Annotated in this window: 15 protein-coding genes and 1 rRNA gene; 6 read left to right on the top strand and 10 right to left on the bottom strand. The window is 68.7% G+C overall.

Translation table 11 applies throughout. The features are described from left to right. Positions 1-2: 2 nt before the first annotated feature. The 8 genes from ACIBAG_RS03775 to ACIBAG_RS03740 form a co-directional block, all read right to left on the bottom strand. The gene (locus ACIBAG_RS03775; RefSeq protein ID WP_399100620.1) at positions 3-488 is read right to left on the bottom strand and encodes an SRPBCC family protein; all 486 of its coding nucleotides are present in this window, start codon (positions 486-488) and stop codon (positions 3-5) included. A 9-nt stretch (positions 489-497) separates the two neighbouring features. Then, a complete protein-coding gene (locus tag ACIBAG_RS03770; RefSeq protein WP_399100618.1) occupies positions 498-2,318 on the bottom strand; it encodes a carbamoyltransferase in 1,821 nt (606 codons plus the stop codon). 57 nt (positions 2,319-2,375) lie between these two features. Beyond that, positions 2,376-3,422 carry an NAD(P)/FAD-dependent oxidoreductase gene (locus ACIBAG_RS03765; protein ID WP_399100616.1) on the bottom strand — a complete coding sequence of 349 codons (1,047 nt, stop codon included), beginning with the start codon at positions 3,420-3,422 and terminating at the stop codon, positions 2,376-2,378. Then, positions 3,419-4,384, bottom strand: coding sequence for a hypothetical protein (locus ACIBAG_RS03760; RefSeq protein ID WP_399100614.1), 966 nt, complete (start codon positions 4,382-4,384; stop codon positions 3,419-3,421). The genes ACIBAG_RS03765 and ACIBAG_RS03760 overlap by 4 nt, the downstream gene beginning before the upstream one ends. Before the next feature lie 252 nt (positions 4,385-4,636). After that, entirely contained in the window at positions 4,637-5,140 is a 504-nt protein-coding gene (locus ACIBAG_RS03755) for a nucleoside deaminase (protein WP_399100612.1), read from the bottom strand. Between the two features lie 173 nt (positions 5,141-5,313). After that, positions 5,314-6,123, bottom strand: coding sequence for a xanthine dehydrogenase accessory protein XdhC (gene xdhC / locus ACIBAG_RS03750; RefSeq protein WP_399100610.1), 810 nt, complete (start codon positions 6,121-6,123; stop codon positions 5,314-5,316). A gap of 1 nt (position 6,124) precedes the next feature. After that, on the bottom strand, positions 6,125-8,512 hold the full coding sequence (xdhB, locus tag ACIBAG_RS03745) for a xanthine dehydrogenase molybdopterin binding subunit (RefSeq protein ID WP_399100608.1): 2,388 nt from the start codon (positions 8,510-8,512) through the stop codon (positions 6,125-6,127). Then, complete coding sequence (locus tag ACIBAG_RS03740) at positions 8,509-9,990, bottom strand: xanthine dehydrogenase small subunit (protein ID WP_399100605.1); 1,482 nt, start codon at positions 9,988-9,990, stop codon at positions 8,509-8,511. Before ACIBAG_RS03740 ends, xdhB begins: the two co-directional genes overlap by 4 nt. A gap of 826 nt (positions 9,991-10,816) precedes the next feature. Here ACIBAG_RS03740 and ACIBAG_RS03735 point away from each other — a divergent pair. From ACIBAG_RS03735 to ACIBAG_RS03710, 6 genes are all read left to right on the top strand, one after another. Continuing rightward, positions 10,817-11,125 carry a hypothetical protein gene (locus ACIBAG_RS03735; RefSeq protein WP_004000049.1) on the top strand — a complete coding sequence of 103 codons (309 nt, stop codon included), beginning with the start codon at positions 10,817-10,819 and terminating at the stop codon, positions 11,123-11,125. Between the two features lie 209 nt (positions 11,126-11,334). Then, entirely contained in the window at positions 11,335-12,165 is an 831-nt protein-coding gene (locus tag ACIBAG_RS03730) for a hypothetical protein (RefSeq protein WP_399100602.1), read from the top strand. Beyond that, positions 12,155-13,483, top strand: a complete 1,329-nt coding sequence (locus ACIBAG_RS03725) for a hypothetical protein (protein ID WP_399100600.1) — start codon at positions 12,155-12,157, stop codon at positions 13,481-13,483. Before ACIBAG_RS03730 ends, ACIBAG_RS03725 begins: the two co-directional genes overlap by 11 nt. Next, entirely contained in the window at positions 13,480-15,036 is a 1,557-nt protein-coding gene (locus ACIBAG_RS03720; RefSeq protein WP_399100598.1) for an SCO6880 family protein, read from the top strand. The genes ACIBAG_RS03725 and ACIBAG_RS03720 overlap by 4 nt, the downstream gene beginning before the upstream one ends. Positions 15,037-15,042: 6 nt before the next feature. Next, positions 15,043-16,452: an ATP-binding protein gene (locus ACIBAG_RS03715; RefSeq protein WP_399100596.1), complete on the top strand. Its 1,410-nt coding sequence runs from the start codon at positions 15,043-15,045 to the stop codon at positions 16,450-16,452. Positions 16,453-16,470: 18 nt separating this feature from the next. Then, positions 16,471-17,967, top strand: a complete 1,497-nt coding sequence (locus ACIBAG_RS03710) for a TraM recognition domain-containing protein (RefSeq protein ID WP_399100594.1) — start codon at positions 16,471-16,473, stop codon at positions 17,965-17,967. Between the two features lie 9 nt (positions 17,968-17,976). On the opposite strand, the gene ACIBAG_RS03705 is transcribed toward ACIBAG_RS03710, so the two are convergent. Together ACIBAG_RS03705 and rrf are read right to left on the bottom strand one after the other, a co-directional pair. After that, entirely contained in the window at positions 17,977-18,522 is a 546-nt protein-coding gene (locus ACIBAG_RS03705; protein WP_399100592.1) for a GNAT family N-acetyltransferase, read from the bottom strand. 70 nt (positions 18,523-18,592) lie between these two features. Continuing rightward, positions 18,593-18,709, bottom strand: a 5S ribosomal RNA gene (gene rrf / locus ACIBAG_RS03700). Positions 18,710-18,858 lie beyond the last annotated feature (149 nt).

Below are 18,858 nucleotides of genomic sequence, written 5' to 3'. Positions count from 1 at the left end.
GCTCACTTCGCGGTCTGCGCGAAGTGGTCCCGTACGCAGTCGGTCTGCTTCTCCATGATGTCGATGATGCCCTCGACCACGCTCAGGTCGGCGTCCTCGGCGATCTCCAGGGTGCGCGACCAGTCGAAGAAGCTGCGGGCCGGGTCGTTGGTGATGGGGAACACCCGGATGGTGGCCTCGTAGCCGGCGACTCCGCTGGTGGGGGCGACGGCCCGGTAGGACTGGGTCCTGTTGATCTCGTCCCGGGCCGCGATCTCCTGCTGGACGACCTTGCCGCTGAGCGTGAGCCTGAAGTCGTAGCGGGCCGGGACGGTTTCGACCGAGCCGCCCTCCACCCAGCTGACGTCCCGGTGGACGTCCAGGTCGCCGGGGGACACGATCTCCAGGATCTGCATGGCGTCGCGGATGGTCGCCCACACGGTGTCCGGGTCGGCCTCCAGGACGGTGGAGTGGTACATGGTGTGCTTGCGCTGGATCTGGATCGGCACGGGGTGCTCCTAGCTCTTCTGGCTCTTCTGGCTCTTCTGGCTCTTGGCGATGAGGTGGTTCCCGAGGACGAGATAGTCGATCTCGGTGCCCATGAAGCAGTTCAGGGCGTCGGCAGGGGTGCAGACGATGGGTTCGCCGGCGACGTTGAACGAGGTGTTGATCAGGCAGGGCGTGCCGGTCAGTTCGATGAACCTCCGCAGCAGCGCCGTAAGTCTTGGGGTTCCCTCGTCCGTCAGGGTCTGGATCCGGGAGGTGCAGTCCACGTGTACGGCGCCGGGGATGCGGTCCCGGTACTCGTCCCGCACGGGGAAGACGAACGTCATGTACGGGGAACTGGTCTTGCGCCCCATGTCGAAGATCTTCGGCGCCTGCTCCTCGAGGACGAGGGGAGCGAACGGGCGGAAGGGTTCGCGGTGCTTGACCCGGGTGTTGATGATGTCCTTGATGTCGGGGAAGCCGGGATTGGCGAGGATGCTGCGATGCCCCAGCGCGCGCGGCCCGTGCTCGACACGGCCTTCGAACCAGCCGATGACGACCTTCTTCGTCAGCAGCTTCGCCACCTGCTCGACGACCAGGTCGTCGTCCAGGCGTGAGACGACGACGCGGCCGGTGAAACCCTCCAGGGCCTCCTCGATCGCGGCGTCGTCGTAGGCCGGACCCAGATAGGGCGGGACGGGTGCGGAGGCGGCGAGGATGTCCGCGGGGCCGGTGCCGGGGTGGTTGAGCCAGGCGTGGGCCGCGGCTCCGATGGTGATGCCGGTGTCGGAGGCGCCGAAGCTGACCTGCATGTCCTCGAACCGGGAGCCCTCGAACATCGGGGTGTTGTTCAGGCAGTTCAGGGCGACGCCGCCTTCGAACAACAGCCGGTCGAGATCCGTCCTCCGCTCCAGGTGGCGGACCTGGTGGGCGGTGGCGGCGTTCAGCATCTGCTGCGCGGCGGCGGCGACGCGGGCCTTGTATTCGAGGGTGTCCTCGAAGGGTCCGAAGTACTCCTCGAACAGGGCGTCGTGACTGTGCAGGTCGTCGGTCCGAAGGGGCTTGGTGAAGGTGTAGCGACCGTCGTCGTGCAGCCTGAGGAGGTTGTCGAGGAAGGGGTTCGGCGTCGGGGGGGCGGCGTATCCGGCCAGGCCCATCACCTTGTACTCGTCGTTGTTGGGGACGAAGCCGAGGAAGCGGGTGATGGCGGAGAACAGGGTGCCGATGGAGTGCTGGGCGCCGGTGACGGTGTCGTCGAAGACGGTGATCCGGCCGTTGCGGATCTCGCCCGTCAGGGTCGAGAAGCGTTCGGCGCGGCCGTCGCTGACGATGAACGCGGAGTCCGTCATGCCGGCGAGGTAGTAGCCGGTCGTGGCGTGGGCCAGGTGGTGCGGAACGAAGCGGACCTTGGCCGGGTCGGGGCGGTGTCCGGTGCGGGCCTCGAAGTCCGCGAGCATCGCCTCGTGGCTGACGACCTGGTCGAACAGGTCCGCCATGTCGCCCATGAGGCGGCTCTTCGCGTCCTGCGGCATCGGCGCGGTGCGGATGCCGTCCAGGATCTCGTTCAGCACCTGGGTGGACCAGTTCCAGGGGAAGGCGAACAGGTCGACGTCGTCGAACGAGATCCCGGCTTCCCTGAGGCACCAGTCGATCGCGTTCGCGGGGAAGTCGGTGGTCTTCTTCTCCCGGTTGAGGCGTTCTTCCTCCACCGCGGCGACCAGGCGGCCGTCGATCAGGAGCGCGGCGGCGGCGTCGTGGCCCAAGAGGTAGTGCTTGTTGATGCCGGTCGCACCCAGGCGTTCGGAGAAGAACTCCGACACCCGGCTGAAACCGTTACACGCGAGAACAATCACGGCATTCTTTCCTGTGCTGGGACCTGCGAAGGGGTCCGTGATGGGTCCGGGATCGGGCTACTTGACGATCAGCAGGTCGCGGAGCTGCTCCCCGGCCGCAGGCGCCTGGCACAGACCCGCGCCGCTGAATCCGGCCGCGTACAGGAAGCGGCGGGTGGGGTGTTCGCCGATGAAGGCGGTGTTGTCGGGGCTGGCGTCGAAGTCGCCGCTCCACGCGCGATGCAGGCCGGTGCCGTCCAGGGCGGGGAACAGGGTGCCGAGATGGCCGGCGATGCGGCCGAGCCAGGCTTCGCGTGTCTCGCCGGGCTTGGGTGCGCCCATGGCGAGGAGGATGCGGTCCTTCCATGAGCGGATCCGCAGGCCGGACGCGGCGTGCATCGTCATGGGCAGATCGCGCTGCGGGGAGGGCGGGATGTCGGTGAACAGCATCTCGATCGCGTGGGGCCGCAGCGGCAGGTCGACCGACGCCATGGATGCCACCTCGCCGGACCAGGGCCCGGCCGTGCACACGATGCTGTCCGCCTCGATGCTGCCCTGCGGGGTGTGGACGGTGTTGTCGTCGTCGATGCGTGTGACGGGGGTGTGGGTGAACAGGCGGGCGCCGTGATTGCGGGCGGCGGCGGCGTAGCCGCGGACGATGTCGAGGCCGTCCACGTGGTACGCCTCGGGGGACCAGGCGGCGGCCAGGATGGCGCGCTCGTTGACCAGCGGGTTGAGTTCGGACGCCTCGCGGGCACTGATCAGGCCGACCTGGACGCCGGCGGCCTGCTGGGCCTGATGGCCGGCCTCGAATGCGGCGATCTGCTGTTCGTCGGTGAACAGCACCATGAACCCGAGCCGCTTCAGGGCGAGGGGGGCCGCCGTGTGCCGGGCGAAGTCGTGATAGGCGTTCAGGCTGCGCACGGCCAGCTGCCCGGTGCGGGGATCGCCGGGGAAGTAGGTGCGGACCATGCCGGCCGTGTGCGCGGACGCCCCGCCGCCGAGGCTTCCGCGTTCCAGCAGCACCGTGTTCACGCCGGCTTCGGCGAGGTGGTAGGCGGCGGAGGTTCCGATCACTCCCCCGCCGACGACGACGGCGTCAGCGCGGGCAGGCAGGGCGCTCACGCCGACGCGCCCGCCGTGGCGCCCTGCTGACGCAGGTGGTCCCCGGTCGCCCACGGGTACAGCTGGAGGTTCCAGCCGCCGAGGCAGTTGATGTACAGCGCCATCTGGCTGGTGACGGCGTAGAAGTCGTCACGGTCGAGGCGGTCGAGGACGTCGAGGAAGCGCTGGGTGAACGCCCACAGCTGCTCCAGACCGCAGTAGCCCAGGAACTCGGCGGGGACGCCGACCAGCAGGCGGGTCATGCGGACGAGGGAGTCCATGGGCATGCCCTGGACGGCGGCGCGGACGAGCCCGCCGTAGGAGGCGTAACCCAGGGGCCGCGTCTCGCCGTTGACGAACAGCAGGGTGGGCAGGACGGTGCCGAAGTTTCCTGCCCGGGAGGGGATGATGCCCTGGTGGAGGTCGTCCAGCTCGGTCGGCGGTGCGAGCCAGATCTTCTCGGTCTCGGCGTAGATGTCGGCGATCAGATGGCTGGCGGCCGTGTTGGTGGCGTGGAGCATCGGGATGCGGTGGCCGCCCGGCTCGCCCGCGCGGCGGACTTCGGCGAGGATCTGCTTCTTCGTCGAGTAGACGGCGTCCCAGATCGCGGCCCCGGCCTCCAGCAGGGCGGGCATGTCCGCCTCACGCACCTGGCCGACGGGGGTGGCGGGCATCGGCTCGGTCAGGGTGCCGTACTTGATGCCCAGGTGCTGCAGGCCGGAGCAGAACACGGTGCCGTTGGGGGCCTCGCGGCGGTCGGGGATACGGGTGGCGTGGGGGGTGTGCAGCAGCGTGGGTATCGGCGCCACGTGGTAGAGGTGTTCGCCCGCGATGAGGGCGTGTCCCTGGAGGCTCTGGTACGGCAGGGACTCCCAGAGGGCGTCGGCGAGTGCCGGGTTGCGGTCGTCGAGGTCGGCGGTGACGGTGATGCCGAGGTCGGGCCAGGAGATCTCGATCTGGCGGGCAGACTGCTTCTCGGACAAGGCTTTCCCCGTTCGTTGGTTCGGCTTGTCCTAGGAGTTCATCGCCAACTGGCTTGTTCTCGGCAGGCGTTGAAAGCATGAAACCTTGATCGACCCGGGGCACGGACTTTGTGGGTTTCTACGGAACCGCAGCTCAGGGCGAGTTGGACAAGCGCACAAAGGGAGAAAGCCGACGAGGCCCCCGGGCCGCCGTACTGAGACATCTGTCGTCCCAACACGGCAGCCCAGGGGCCTCGTTCACATGGCGGTCGCTCAGTAGTCGATGCGGTCCGCCTTGGCCAGCCACGCGTCGAACGGCGCCGTACGGTTCGGCATTTCCACCCGCTCGATCGCCATCGGCCACAGCTCCGCAGGCCTCTTTTCGAAGAGGTCGTAGAACTTGCGGTCGTCGAAACCGGCCACCGCGGCGTCGTCCCGGTCAGCGGCGAAGATGATCCGGTCGACTCGCGCCCACAGCGCGGAGGAAAGACACATCGGGCACGGCTCACACGACGTGACCAGGACGCAGCCCTCGAGCGAGAAGGTGCCGAGCTTCTGGCAGGCGGCACGGATCGCGCTCACCTCGCCATGCGCCGTCGGGTCCAGGTTCGACGTGACCTTGTTGTTCCCGATCGCGACGATCTCGCCGTCCTTGGCGATCAGTGCGCCGAACGGACCGCCGCCGTTCTTCACGCTGGTGGTGGCAAGGCCGATGGCCTCGTCCATCCAGGCGCGCTCGATCTCCTCGATGCTCTTTTCTTGGGTGTACGCGGTCACGGTCACTCCTTCTTGGCAGACACCGGGGGCATCAGCGCGGCTGGACGTTCACTAGGAATGCGGAATAGCGCAAGTACACCCGCCGGGCCCCGTGGAGGGTCAGTCACCGAAACCATGAAGGAGTTGACTGGTCGGCTGACGCCGCTTGTAGATTCGTATGAACACCGGGCGGGTCAGTTCTCCCCGGTTTCGAAGGTGCGCAGCAGATCCGCGGCGACGCTCACGGCAATGGTCGCGGGCTCCTTGCCGGTGATGTCGGCCAGCCCGATCGGGGTCTTGATCCGGGCGATGGTGGCGTCGTCGTGGCCGCCCTCGGTGGCGAGGCGTTTGCGGAACCGCACCCACTTCGCCGCCGAACCGATCAACCCGATCGAACCGAGATGGGTGGTGCGCAGGGCGGCGTCGCACAGAGCGGCGTCCTCGGCGTGATCATGGGTCATGATCAGGATGTGGGTGCCGCGCGGCAAGTCCTCCAGCACCTCCTCGGGCAGCAGCGGCGTGTGATGCACATGCACCTGCGCCACCGCGTCCGCCAGCACGCCGAGCCGCTCCTCGGTGAGGATGTCGGAGCGGCTGTCGATCAGATGGAGGTCGAGGTCCTGACGTGCCAGGATGCGCGCCAGTTCCAGCCCGACGTGCCCCACGCCGAAGATCGCCACCGCCTTCACCACCGGCAGCGGTTCGAGCAGCACCTGGACCGTGCCGCCGCAGCACTGCACGCCGTGCTGGTTGGTCACCTTGTCGTTCAGGGCGAAGTCCATCAGCTCCGGCTCCGGCTTGGACGCGGCGATCATCTCCCGGGCCCGGTCGATCGCGACGGCCTCGACGTTGCCGCCACCGATCGACCCCCAGGTCTCGCTCTGCCCCACGACGAGCTTCGCACCGGCATCACGCGGGGCATGGCCGCGCACGGTCGCGACGGTCACCAGCACGCCGAACTCCCGGCGTGCCCGCAACCGTGCGACCGCGGCGATCCACGTCATGTCAGGCACCGCTCAGCGCTTCCACGGCGTGGCCGTCGACAGCGGCCCCCTGCCCGGAGACCTTGCGGGCCTCCTGGATCGCCCAGTACACCGCCTCCGGCGTCGCGGGCGAGGCCAGATCGACACTGACCCCGCTCGGCCCGAACGCGGCGGCGGCCTGCCGCAACGCCTCGCGCACCGAGAAGGCGAGCATCAGCGGCGGCTCGCCCACGGCCTTGGAGCCGTAGACCGCGCCCTCCTCCGTGGCGTTCTCCAGCAGCGTGACGTTGAACTCCTCCGGCATCTCGGAGAAGCTCGGCAGCTTGTACGTGCTCGCCGCCTGGGTCTGCAGCCGGCCGCGGTGCGGCCCGTCGCTGGTGTCCCAGCGCAGGTCCTCCAGCGTCAGCCAGCCCGCGCCCTGCACGAAGCCGCCCTCGACCTGACCGATGTCGATCATCGGGGAGAGGCTCTCGCCGACGTCGTGCACGATGTCCACGCGCCGGATGCGGTACGCCCCGGTGAACCCGTCGACCTCCACCTCGGTCGCGGCGGCACCGTAGGCGAAGTACTTGAACGGCGTGCCGCGGAAGGACTTCACGTCCCAGTGCAGCCCCTCGGTCCGGTAGAAACCGGCCGCCGACAGCTGCACCCGCTGGAAGTACGCGGTGTGCACCAGCTCGTCCCAGGCCAGCTCCTTGTCGCTGCCCAGGGCGCGCGCGACGCCCTCGACGATGCGTACGTCGGAGGCGTTGACGCCCAGCTGGGAGGCGGCCACCTGCAGCAGCCGCCCGCGCAGCTGCTCGCAGGCGTTCTTGATGGCCCCGCCGTTGAGGTCCGCACCCGAACTGGCCGCGGTCGCCGAGGTGTTGGGCACCTTGTCGGTACGCGTCGGGGCGAGGCGGACCTTGTGCGCCGGGATGCCCAGGGTGGTCGCGGCCACCTGGATCATCTTGGTGTGCAGGCCCTGGCCCATCTCGGTGCCGCCATGGTTGATCAGGACGGAGCCGTCCTTGTAGATCAGCACCAGCGCGCCGCCCTGGTTGAAGGCGGTGAGGTTGAACGAGATACCGAACTTGATGCCGGTGATCGCGAGCGCCCGCTTGGTGTGCGGATGCGCGGCGTTGAACGCGGCGATCTCGCGCTTGCGGTCGGCGATGCCGCCGTTCTCCTGGACCTGCTGCCAGACGGTGGAGATCCGTTCGGCCTGCGTGACCGGCTGGCCGTACGGCGTCGTCTGGCCCTGGCCCGGCCGGTAGAAGTTGCGCTCGCGCAGCTCCATGGGGTCGAGGCCGAGCCGCGGCGCGACGCGGCCCAGGATGTCCTCGATCACCAGCATGCCCTGGGGGCCGCCGAAGCCGCGGAAGGCCGTGTTGGAGACCGTGTTGGTCTTGGCGATACGACCGGCGACCCGCGCGTTGGGGATCCAGTACGTGTTGTCGATGTGGCACAGCGCGCGGGCCAGGACCGGCTCGGACAGGTCCAGGCTCCAGCCGCCGTCCGCGGTCAGCGTGGCGTCGAGCGCCTGGATACGGCCGTCGGTGTCGAAGCCGATCTTCCACGAGGCGTGGAAGCCGTGCCGCTTGCCGGACATGGTCAGGTCCTGCGTCCGGTTGAGCCGGAAGCGCACCGGGCGGCCGGTCAGCTTGGCGCCGAGCGCGGCGACGGCCGCGAACCCGTGCGGCTGCATCTCCTTGCCGCCGAAGCCGCCGCCCATCCGCAGGCACTGCACGGTCACCTCGTGAGCGGGCACACCGAGGACGTGGGAGACGATCTCCTGGGTCTCCGACGGGTGCTGGGTGCTGCTCTGGATGAAGATCTGGCCGTTCTCGTCGACCTGGGCGAGGGACGCGTGGGTCTCCAGGTAGAAGTGCTCCTGGCCGGCGAACTGGAACTCACCGGTGAACACGTGCGCGGAGTCGGCGAAGCCGGCGTCGATGTCGCCGGTCTCCATCAGCGGCCGGGCACCGTGGTAGCTCTCGGCCGCCATCGCGTCCTGCAGCGTGATCAGCGCGGGCTGCTCGTCGAGCTCCACCTCGACGGCCGCGGCACCGAGCCGGGCCGCCTCCAGGGTCTCCCCGAGCACCCAGGCCACCGCGTGGCCGTAGAACATGACCTCGTCGGGGAAGAGCGGCTCGTCGTGCTTCATGCCGGCGTCGTTGACGCCGGGCACATCGGCACCGGTCAGCACCCGGACCACGCCGGGCACGTCGAGCGCGGGCTTGGTGTCCAGCTTGGTGATCCGGCCGTGGGCCTTCATGACCTGCACCGGGTAGGCGTGCAGCACGTCCTTGGTGCGGTGGATCAGGTCGTCGGTGTAGAGCGCGGTGCCGGTGACGTGCTGGAAGGCACTCTCGTGCGGCATGGAGACGCCGACGACCGGCTTCTCGGGACGCTCGGACAGGTGACTCATGACGACACCGCCTCGGTGGTCTGTGCGTACAGCTTCAGCAGGCTCTGGCCGAGCATCGCGGAACGGTAGAGGGAGCTGGCGCGATGGTCGTCCATCGGCGTGCCCTCGCCCCGCAGCACCCGGGCCGCGGCCTCGACACTCTCCGCCGCCCACGGCCGGCCCTCCAGGGCCGCCTCGGTGGCGAGGGCACGGATCGGGGTGGCGGCCACGCCACCCAGGCCTATCCGTGCCTTGCGGACGATCCCGTCCTCGATGTCCAGCGCGAAAGCGACCGCCACGCTGGAGATGTCGTCGAAACGCCGCTTGGCGATCTTGTGGAAGGCCACGACCGGCGACAGCGGCAGCGGGACGCGTACCGCGCGGATCAGCTCGCCGGGACGGCGCACGCTCTGCCGGTAGCCGGTGAAGTAGTCGGCCAGCGGAACATCGCGCTCGCCGTTGGCGTCGGCCAGCACCACCGAGGCCTCGAGGGCGAGCAGCACCGGCGGGCTGTCACCGATGGGCGAGCCGGTACCCAGGTTGCCGCCGAGGGTCGCGCCGTTGCGGATGAGCCGGGATGCGAACTGCGGGAACAGCTCTGCCAGCAGCGGGACGCTGCCGTCGAGGCGGCGTTCGATCTCGGTGAGCGTCAGCGCCGCCCCGATCTCGATGAAACCGGGCTCGACACGCAGCTCCCGCAATTCGGAAAGGCGGTCGATGGCGATCACGCAATCGGCCCGGCGGGAGCGGATATTCACCTCCACGCCCCAGTCGGTGGAGCCGGCGACCACCACCGCGTCGGGCCGCTCGCGCAGCAGCTGCAGCGTTTCGGCGAGGGTGTCCTTCCGCAGGAAGGCACTGCCGTCCTGGGCGTATTCGGTGGCGACCGGCGCGGGCGGGGACTGTTCGCGGCGCTGCGCCAGCGGATCCTCATCCGTGGGTTCCCCAACGGCGAACGCGGCATCGCGAATCGGACGATAACCGGTGCAGCGGCACAGGTTTCCGCTCAGCGCGTGCAGGTCAAAACCGTTCGGACCGTGCTCGGCGTCAGCGCTTTCGCCCACATCCGCGCCCTCGACGGATTCCGCGTGCGCACAGCGACCCGGCCGGTAGTACTCCGCGGCCATGCTGCAAATGAACCCCGGCGTGCAGTAACCGCACTGGGAGCCACCGCGGACCGCCATCTCCTCCTGCACCGGGTGCAGGACGGGCGGCGTACCGGGCTCGCCGACCGTGGCGAGACCTTCGGAGGTGACGATCTCCTGACCGTCGAGCGCCGCGGCCGGGACCAGGCAGGCGTTGACCGCCACCCAGTCGGTGGGCTTGTTCACCCCGGGACGGGCCACGAGGACCGAACAGGCGCCGCATTCACCCTCGGCGCAGCCCTCCTTGGTACCGGTCAGGCCACGCTCGCGCAGAAAGTCCAGCACGGTGGTGTGCGGCGCAGCCGGTGAAATCGGTGTTTCTTTCCCGTTGACCGTGATCCGCGCCGCTGTCATGACAGGCCTTCGTTTCGGTGCGTGACAGATCGATTCATCATGTTCGCCAATTCCAGGCAGCTTTCTGTGTTCAGGCGCGCCACATGAAAGGAGCGGGCGCAAAACGGCACGCAACAGCGACGTACCGGAAGGTGGTGACGGGAAACTCGGAATGTGCCACGGACGGGCACATCAGAACGGCGTGCTCAGCAGCCGTGCGCGATACGACCCGGAACCCAGACCGTGCGCTGGGCGAGGCGACCAAGATCAGAGCTGGTGTTCATCCGCCGGTCGCCTCCTTTCGGTGATTATGGGTCGACGTTTACCGCAAATTAGTGGCCAGGGCCACCGAGGTCAAGGGGTAGCCCCCGCTATCTCGAGGACCGACCGGATCACGGGCGAGGCCACGGCACTGCCGTCCGGCGGGCGGGCCGGCACACGAGAAGCAGTCCCATACGAGGACGTACGGCCGAACCGGCGGCTGACCCTCCGTCACCACCCCTGCCCACGTGGGGCCGTGAGTCCCACCGACGACGACCGGTAGCCTTCACCCGGAGAACAACGGCACGAACCGTCACCCGACCAGTTCACCCGGCCAGCCGTCACGAGCGGCAGTCGGCCGTGAAGTGGGTCAACGACGGAACCACACCACAGGTTCCGCTCAGGCATCGTTGCCCGGCGTGACCTGCCGTGATACACAGAGTGACCATACGAGCTATTCGTACGAATCCCGCCCATCAATGACGCCAAGTCGACATACGACGGCGACAATGTCGGCGAGAATGAGGCCTGACCTCTGCGCGACGCAGGGGGACTGCGGAACTACCCAACAGGGGCGGTGACTTACATGCTCTTTGCGGCCGATAAGGGCGACATCAACACCATCATCGGCGGGATCGCTCCGGACTGGGGCCCCTTCGGCAGCCTGGGCAACGAGGCGAAGGTGATGATCGAGGTCGTGATGGCGGTGGCCATCCTGATCTGCCTCGGCATCGCCATCTGGGGCGCGGCCAAACAGCGTATCGGCGCCACGGCCCTGCGCGACACGTTCAGCGCCGAGCAGGGCAAGGGGCTGATCATCGCCGGTCTGACGGGCGTCTTCATCATCGGCTCACTGGGCACGCTGTTCACCATCGTGTACGGCATGGCGGTCTAGCGTCCCTCTCCCCGTCCGTCTCCCCCGTCCGCTCCGGGCACGCCCGGTCCCCCTAGTCCCCCACTAGTCCCCCACCCACCCGTCGTGCTCACCGGCTGAGGTTGCGTTTCCCTGATGTCGAGTCACCACACCGCGCCCATGCGGGAACCAGCACGGCTACCGTCGTACTCCAACGTGTTTTCGTCCGACGCCGAGGGGGCGTACGCGGCATGAGTCTCGGAGACGAGCGGGAGTCCTCCGGAGGTTACGGAGGCACGGGCCAGACCCGCACACGGCTGCCCGAGAGCGGCGGTGACGTGTACGGGGGCGCGCGGCGAGGCGGTCGTTCGTCGTCCCGGAGCCTGGTCACCGTGGTCGGCGTGGTGGTCCTCCTCATCGCAGCGATCGCCTTCGCGAACCGTGGAGGCGACGACTCCGATTCCCCGGCCGGGGACGAGAACCAGCCGAAATCTTCCGCTACGGCGGCGAGCGGGGCACGTCCGGTGGACGGGAAGGCCGGGGGGATTCCGGCGGGGTTCGCACAGGATGAGCAGGGTGCGCAGAGTGCGGCGGCCAACTACGCGGTGACGCTGGGTTCGACCGGTATGTTCAACCAGGCCAGCCGGCACAGCATCGTCGACACCATCTACACGCCGACGGCGGCTGCCAAACTCCAGAGCGCGATGGACCAGGCATACTCGCCGGACTTCCTCAGCAAGCTCGGCCTCGACGAGAACGGCGCCGCCCCCGAGGGCAGCACGTTCGTATCGCGCACCGTGCCGGTGGGCACCAAGGTCGAGCAGTACAGCACGAGCAGCGCCAAGGTCTCCGTCTGGTACATGGGCCTCATCGGGATGTCGGGCCAAAGCTCAACCGATCCCGTGAGCTCGACCTGGAAGACGTGGACCTTCGACCTGCAGTGGGTCAACAACGACTGGAAGATCACCGCGGACACACAAAAGGACGGACCGGCTCCGGTGCCCGGTGACGACAGAGCCGCCACCTCCGACGAGATCAGCAAGGCCATCGAAGAGTACGGAGGGTTCACGTATGCCCGGTAGCCCGCGTCGCGTACTCAAGCTCACGGCCTTGATGGCCGCCGTTCAGACCAGTGCCGTGCTGCTGGCCACGCGCGCCTACGCGGCTCCCACGCCAACGCCAACGCCGAGCAACGACCCCTGTGACCTGCTCATCGGCCCCGCCAAGCAGTACTGCGAGCAAGACAACGGCGGCTCCCGCAACGGCACCTCCACCCCCTCCCTAACCGACCCCACCTCCACCCTCGACCCCCTCTCCTCCCTCGCCAAGGGCTGCGCCGACGCCGCCTCCTGGACCATCAAGCAGCTCAGCGAAGCCGTAAAAGACACCGCGAACGTCGACTTCACGAACCCCAAGTTCCTCCAGCAGTACGCGGTCGTCTTCGCGGCGTCGACGATCCTCACCCTCCTCCTCTGGCTCCTGGCCGTCGCCAAGCGAGCAGTCCGAGGCGTCCCCCTCACCACCGCCATCAGCGAAGCAATCGGCTTCCTCTGGCTGACAGTCCTCGCGTCCGCGTTCACGCCGCTGATCCTCTACACGGTCGTATCGGCAACGGACGGCATCACAGACGTCCTGGCGAAGACGACCGGCGACCAGACGGACACGTTCTTCGGCACCTTCGCCGGCGCCCTGGAGAAGGGCGAGGACATCGGCGGCGGTCCGATCATGCTGATCGTCGTATCCCTGGTCAGCATCCTCGCCGCCGGCATCCTCTGGCTGGAGCTCGTCATCCGCGCCGCCCTGCTCTACGTCGGCGCCCTCCTCGGCACCGTCGTCTACGCGGGCCTGGTCGACAAGAACCTGTGGGGCCACGTCCGCCGCTGGGCCGGCATCATGATCGCCGTCATCCTGGTGAAGCCGGTCATCGTCATCGTGCTCGGCCTGGCCGGCGCGCTCTCCTCCGACGACGGCCCGAACGCCTTCTCGGCCGTCGTCTCGGGCCTCGCCATCATCCTGCTCGCCATCTTCGCCAGCGCGATGATCTACCGCTTCGTCCCGGGCTTCGGCGACGAGATCGCCGGCTCCCGCAACAACCGCATCATGCGCGGCGCCGAGGGCAAGGCCGCCGCCGTGATCAGTTCCCCGGCGACCCTCGTCGCCCAGGGCATCAAGACCCACAGCTCCCGCACGGACAACAACGGCGGCGCAGGCCAGTCGAACTCGCCCCGCCCCTCGAACCCCGCCTCCGGCGGAGTCGCCGCGCACAGTTCGCGCTCCTCCAACGGGGGCGGCGGATCTGTCCCCTCCGCCGCACCCGCGCCCCGCTCGGGAAGCCCGGTGAACACCCCCCACGCCAGCAACACCCGCAACAGCAACAGTTCAGGAGGTGACGGGCGTTGACGACGCAGTCCCACGTGTCCCATCCGGTCACGCCCCGCCGTGCGTATCTGATCGGCCGCTCCCGGCCGAACGCGGTCGTCGGCCGCAACCGCGAGACCGGCGAGATCGCGCTGATCATCGCGGGCGCGTTCCTCGGCATGATGTGCGGGCTCCTCGTCCCCGTCCTGTCCCTGCGCATCGTGCTGCTCATGGGCTTCCCGCTGCTCGCGCTCGCCGCGGTCTACGTGCCGTACAAGCAGCGGACGTTCTACAAGTGGTTCGAGATCAACCGCAGCTACAAGCGCACCCTCCGCCAGGGCACCGCCTACCGCTCCGGCGCCATGGAGGCCGGCACCCGCATCGACGGCCGCGAGGTCGAGGTCGGCCCGCCGCCGGGCATCGGCCGCATCACCTGGCTGGCCGCCCCCTTCGGGCCCGACGAGATCGCCGTACTCCTGCACGCCGACCGCCGAACCGTCACAGCGGCCATCGAGATCGAGGGACCGGGCGTCGGCCTGCGCGACTCCGAGGACCAGGAAGCCCTCGTCGACCGCTTCGGCACCCTGCTGAAGCACGTCGCCAACGGCGACGGCTTCGTGACGCGCCTTCAGATGCTCGCGCGCACCCTCCCCGCCGACCCCGACGCCCACGCCAAGGACGTCGCCGTACGCGGCGACGAGCGGGCCCCGGGCTGGCTGCAGCAGTCGTACGACCAACTCCAGTCGATGGTGTCGACGAGCAGCGAGCAGCACCGCGCGTACCTCGTCGCCTGTATGCACTACACCCGCGAACTGGCCGCCGAGGCCATGGCGATGGCCCGCGCGGCCCGCCCGCACGGCGGCAAGGTCGACCGGGACGCCGGTCTCGCGGTCGTCATGGCCCGCGAGCTGACCGACATCTGCTCGCGCCTGCAGGAGGCCGACATCCGCGTACGGCAGCCCCTCGGCCAGGGCCGCCTCGCCTCCCTCATCCACTCCATGTACGACCCGGACCACCCCATCGACCACATCCAGGCGATGACGAAGCGCAACGCCTGGCCGGCCGAGCTGGACGCCATGGAGCCGACGTTCCTCCAGGCCAAGACCCGGGAGTCGTCGACCCGCGCGCCGTGGTGCCACGCCACAGCCTGGGTGAAGGAGTGGCCGATGACCCCGGTCGGCGTCAACTTCCTGGCGCCCCTGCTCGTCCACACCCCGGACGTCATCCGCACGGTCGCCGTCACGATGGACCTCGAACCCACCGAGGTCGCCATCGAGCGCATGCTGACCGAGAAGACCAACGACGAGGCGGAGGCCAGCCGCGCCGCCAAGATGAACCGCACCGTCGATCCCCGCGACGTCGCCGCCCACACCCGCCTCGACCAGCGCGGCGAGGACCTCGCGAGCGGTGCCGCCGGCGTCAACCTGGTCGGCTACATCACCGTCTCCTCCCGCACCCCCGAGGCCCTGGCCCGCGACAAGCGGACCATCCGGGCGTCCGCCGGAAAGTCGTATCTGAAGCTTGAATGGTGCGACCGGGAGCACCACCGGGCATTCGTGAACACGCTCCCCTTCGCCACCGGCATTCGGAGGTAGGACCTGATGCGGGACCCGCTGTCCGTCCTCACCGACGCCTTCACGTCCTTCCTGTTCGGGAAGGTCGAGACGACCCGGCCGCCGGTGCGCACGTCCACGGGCCAGGCGCAGGCGGTCTACCTCCCGACCGCCGCCCCCGGCCTGGGCGACTCGGGCGTCATCATCGGCCGCGAGGTCTACTCCGGAAAGGGCTACATCTACGACCCCTTCCAGCTGTACGGCCAGCAGCTCCCCGCCCCGCACTGGCTGGTCCTCGGCGAGTCCGGCAACGGCAAGTCCGCGCTGGAGAAGACGTACGTCCTGCGCCAGCTGCGCTTCCGAGACCGCCAGGTCGTCGTCCTGGACGCCCAGGGCGAGGACGGCGTCGGCGAGTGGAACCTCATCGCGCAGGAGCTGGGGATAACTCCCATCCGCCTGGACCCGACGGCCGCCCTGGACCACGGCATCCGCCTCAACCCCCTCGACCCGTCGATCACGACGACCGGCCAGCTCGCGCTGCTCCGCACGATCATCGAGGTCGCGATGGGCCACGGCCTGGACGAACGCTCCGGCTTCGCCCTGAAGGTCGCGCACGCCTATGTCAACGAGACGATCATCGAACGTCAGCCGGTCCTCACCGACATCGTCGAACAGCTACGGCACCCCGAGCCGGAGTCGGCGGAGGCGATGAACGTCGCCATAGACGACGTACGGGCGTGGGGCCTGGACGTCGCCCTGGTCCTGGACCGTCTGGTCGACGGTGACCTCAGGGGCATGTTCGACGGCCCCACGACGGTCGGCATCGACCTCGACGCGCCCCTCATTGTGTTCGATTTGTCCCACATCGACCGCAACTCCATCGCCATGCCGATCCTGATGGCGATCGTCGGCGTCTGGCTGGAGCACACCTGGATCCGCCCCGACCGGAAGAAGCGCATCTTCCTGGTCGAGGAGGCCTGGCACATCATCAACAGCCCGTTCGTGGCCCAGCTCTTCCAGCGCCTGCTGAAGTTCGGCCGCCGCCTCGGTCTGTCCTTCGTCGCCGTCGTCCACCACCTGTCGGACGTCGTCGACGGCGCGGCGGCGAAGGAGGCGGCCGCGATCCTCAAGATGGCGTCCACGAGGACGATCTACGCCCAGAAAGCGGACGAGGCGAGGGCGACAGGCCGGGTCCTCGGCCTCCCACGCTGGGCCGTGGAGATCATCCCGACCCTCACTCCCGGCATCGCCGTGTGGGACGTCAACGGCAACGTCCAGGTCGTCAAACACCTGGTCACCGAGACCGAACGCCCCCTCGTCTTCACCGACCGGGCCATGACCGAGTCCGCCAGCGACCTCACCGACGATGCCCTGCGCGCCGCAGAGCTGGAGGCGGAAGAGCGGGCGGCGGCCTTCGTGGAACAGCACCTCGGCGACTCCGAATCGACGGTGGCGTAGGCGTAAGGAGAGGGCAGCGTGAGACCGGACGACCGCCGCGACCGTCGCGAACACCGGGACAGCCAGGGAGGCATCCCCGACGGCCTGCTGATCGGCATACTCGCCTTCCTCCTCGGCATGACCCTGCTGGTGTGGACAGCGACGGGCCTGGCGGCCCTGTTCTCACACGGCTCCTGGCCGACCGGCGTCACCTTCACGCGCACACCCCTCGCCATGCGCTCCCTGATCGCCGAACCGCACGACATCACGGGCGCCTGGCCGGACACCCCGGCGGAACAGCTCTCCGGGTACGGGCTGTTCTGGGGCCTGTTCATCGGCCAGCTGATGGTCATCGTCGTACTGACCGTGTTCGTGATGGGGACGGTGGCACGGTGGCGGGCGGTCAGAGCGGGGCGGCACACCGGAAAGACGGCCGCTACGCCAGAGCCGGAGCGACCCGCGGACGGACCCCAGACCGCCCCTTCACCCGCACAAGCGGAGGTGCCCGCACCGCGGACGGAGCCTGAGCTGCCGGCGGCGACGGAACGCACCGAGGACACGGTGACCGATGCGGACCCCGAGAGCCCGCTGCTCACCGAACCGATGACCGGGTGGGAACCAGTCCTCGTGGCCCCGAAGGACAACCGCCTGCAAACGGCCACCCGAGCAGTACGCGACGCCGAAGGCCCCGCCCTCGTCATCACATCGAACCCCGCCCTGTGGCAGGACACCAAGGACGCCCGCTCGAAACTGGGCCCGGTACTCCTCTACGACCCGACCCACCTCTGCGACACCCCGGCCCGCCTCCACTGGTCCCCCACCGCCGGCTGCGAGGACAGGGATACGGCGACACAGCGAGCCGCCGCCCTCCTCGCACCGATCCGCCCGACCGCCAAACTGGACCAGGCTCTCGCGGCGGTCGCCGAAACGCTCCTGCGCAGCTATCTGCACGCCGCGGCCATCGACGGCCGCACCATCCGCCACGTCCACCGCTGGTCCCAGGGCACCCAAATCCAGGACGCCGTACGAACCCTCCGTACGAACCCGAAGGCGGCCCCGGGCGCGGCAGGCGAACTCGAAGCCGCCCTGACCGCCCACCCGGAACGCCGCGACATGGCTCAGGAGTTGACAACCCGGGCCCTCTCCGCCCTCAGCACCGTCAACATCCGCGAGGCCTGCACTCCAAACCGAACTGATGCCCTCACCTTGGATTCCTTCGTCCATGAAGCGGGCACGCTTTATCTGGTGGGTGAATCCATCGAGGACCCCCGAGCCAACCCGGGCGCCATGCCACTCCTGACGGCCCTCGCCGCAAGCGTGGTCGAGCGCGGCCGGCGCATGGCCGAACGGTCATCCTCCGGTCGCCTCGACCCACCACTGACGCTCGTCCTGGACGACGTCGCCGCCGTGGCTCCGCTTCCCCAGCTCCCGGAGCTGCTGGCCACCGGAGCGGACCGGGGTATGCCGACCCTGGCCCTGCTCCGGTCACGGGAACAGGCCCGCTCCCGCTGGCCGCACGACGAACTCCCCGTGTAGCCCGGCCACCTAGGCCCGCTCGATGACGAACTCCAACTCGGACTCACCGGCCCCCTCACCGAGCGGCACGGTCACCCCAGTCGGCACGAACCCGACCTTGCGATAGAACCGCTGCGCCCGCCCGTTCTCCTCGTGCACGATGAGCCGCACCCGCTCCGCACCCCGCGCCCACGACCACTCCAGGGCGGCGTCGAACATCACCTCGGTCAGCCCGTTCCCCCGCTCCTCGGGCCGTACGAACACAGCGACGACATGGCCCTGCTTCCGCTCCACCGGAAACCCTGCCCAGTCGGTCGTCCCCGGTTCCTCGACCAGCACGGTCAATGTCCCGACCCACACCCCGTCCGGCCCCTCGGCGATGATCTGCTGCGCTCCTTCGGCCCCCTCGCAGGCGCCGGCTGCCTGCTCCTGCCAGAAGGAGTCCGGCCGCGCCACGGCCTCCTCATAGGTCGTGAGAAAGGCGATCGGCGCAACCGGATCCCGCAACGCGGCAAGCCGCAACTCCTTTGCGGCGCGCCACTCGTCCGCACGTATGGACCGGATCTTGTAGCTCATGTCAGACACCGTAGCCGAACGCAGAAAACCCCCGTACCGATTTACGGTACGGGGGTTTTCTTCAAAATTTGTTCGGCGGCGTCCTACTCTCCCACAGGGTCCCCCCTGCAGTACCATCGGCGCTGTAAGGCTTAGCTTCCGGGTTCGGAATGTAACCGGGCGTTTCCCTCACGCTATAACCACCGAAACACTATGAAACTGTGAACACCGCACCGCCTATACAGCGGGGCTGTTCGTGGTTTCAGAACCAACACAGTGGACGCGAGCCTCTATGGACAAGCCCTCGGCCTATTAGTACCGGTCACCTCCACACATTACTGTGCTTCCAGATCCGGC

The organism is Streptomyces sp. NPDC051243 (genome assembly GCF_044455405.1).
In the GTDB taxonomy this organism is placed as follows: Bacteria; Actinomycetota; Actinomycetes; order Streptomycetales; family Streptomycetaceae; genus Streptomyces.
This window is presented reverse-complemented; position numbering and strand designations above follow the sequence as displayed.

Coding starts and splice junctions, on each gene's coding strand:
- xdhC (WP_399100610.1), bottom strand. CDS start 6,123: ATGACGTGGATCGCCGCGGTCGCACGGTTGCGGGCACGCCGGGAGTTC.
- xdhB (WP_399100608.1), bottom strand. CDS start 8,512: ATGAGTCACCTGTCCGAGCGTCCCGAGAAGCCGGTCGTCGGCGTCTCC.
- ACIBAG_RS03740 (WP_399100605.1), bottom strand. CDS start 9,990: ATGACAGCGGCGCGGATCACGGTCAACGGGAAAGAAACACCGATTTCA.
- ACIBAG_RS03735 (WP_004000049.1), top strand. CDS start 10,817: ATGCTCTTTGCGGCCGATAAGGGCGACATCAACACCATCATCGGCGGG.
- ACIBAG_RS03730 (WP_399100602.1), top strand. CDS start 11,335: ATGAGTCTCGGAGACGAGCGGGAGTCCTCCGGAGGTTACGGAGGCACG.
- ACIBAG_RS03725 (WP_399100600.1), top strand. CDS start 12,155: ATGCCCGGTAGCCCGCGTCGCGTACTCAAGCTCACGGCCTTGATGGCC.
- ACIBAG_RS03715 (WP_399100596.1), top strand. CDS start 15,043: ATGCGGGACCCGCTGTCCGTCCTCACCGACGCCTTCACGTCCTTCCTG.
- ACIBAG_RS03705 (WP_399100592.1), bottom strand. CDS start 18,522: ATGAGCTACAAGATCCGGTCCATACGTGCGGACGAGTGGCGCGCCGCA.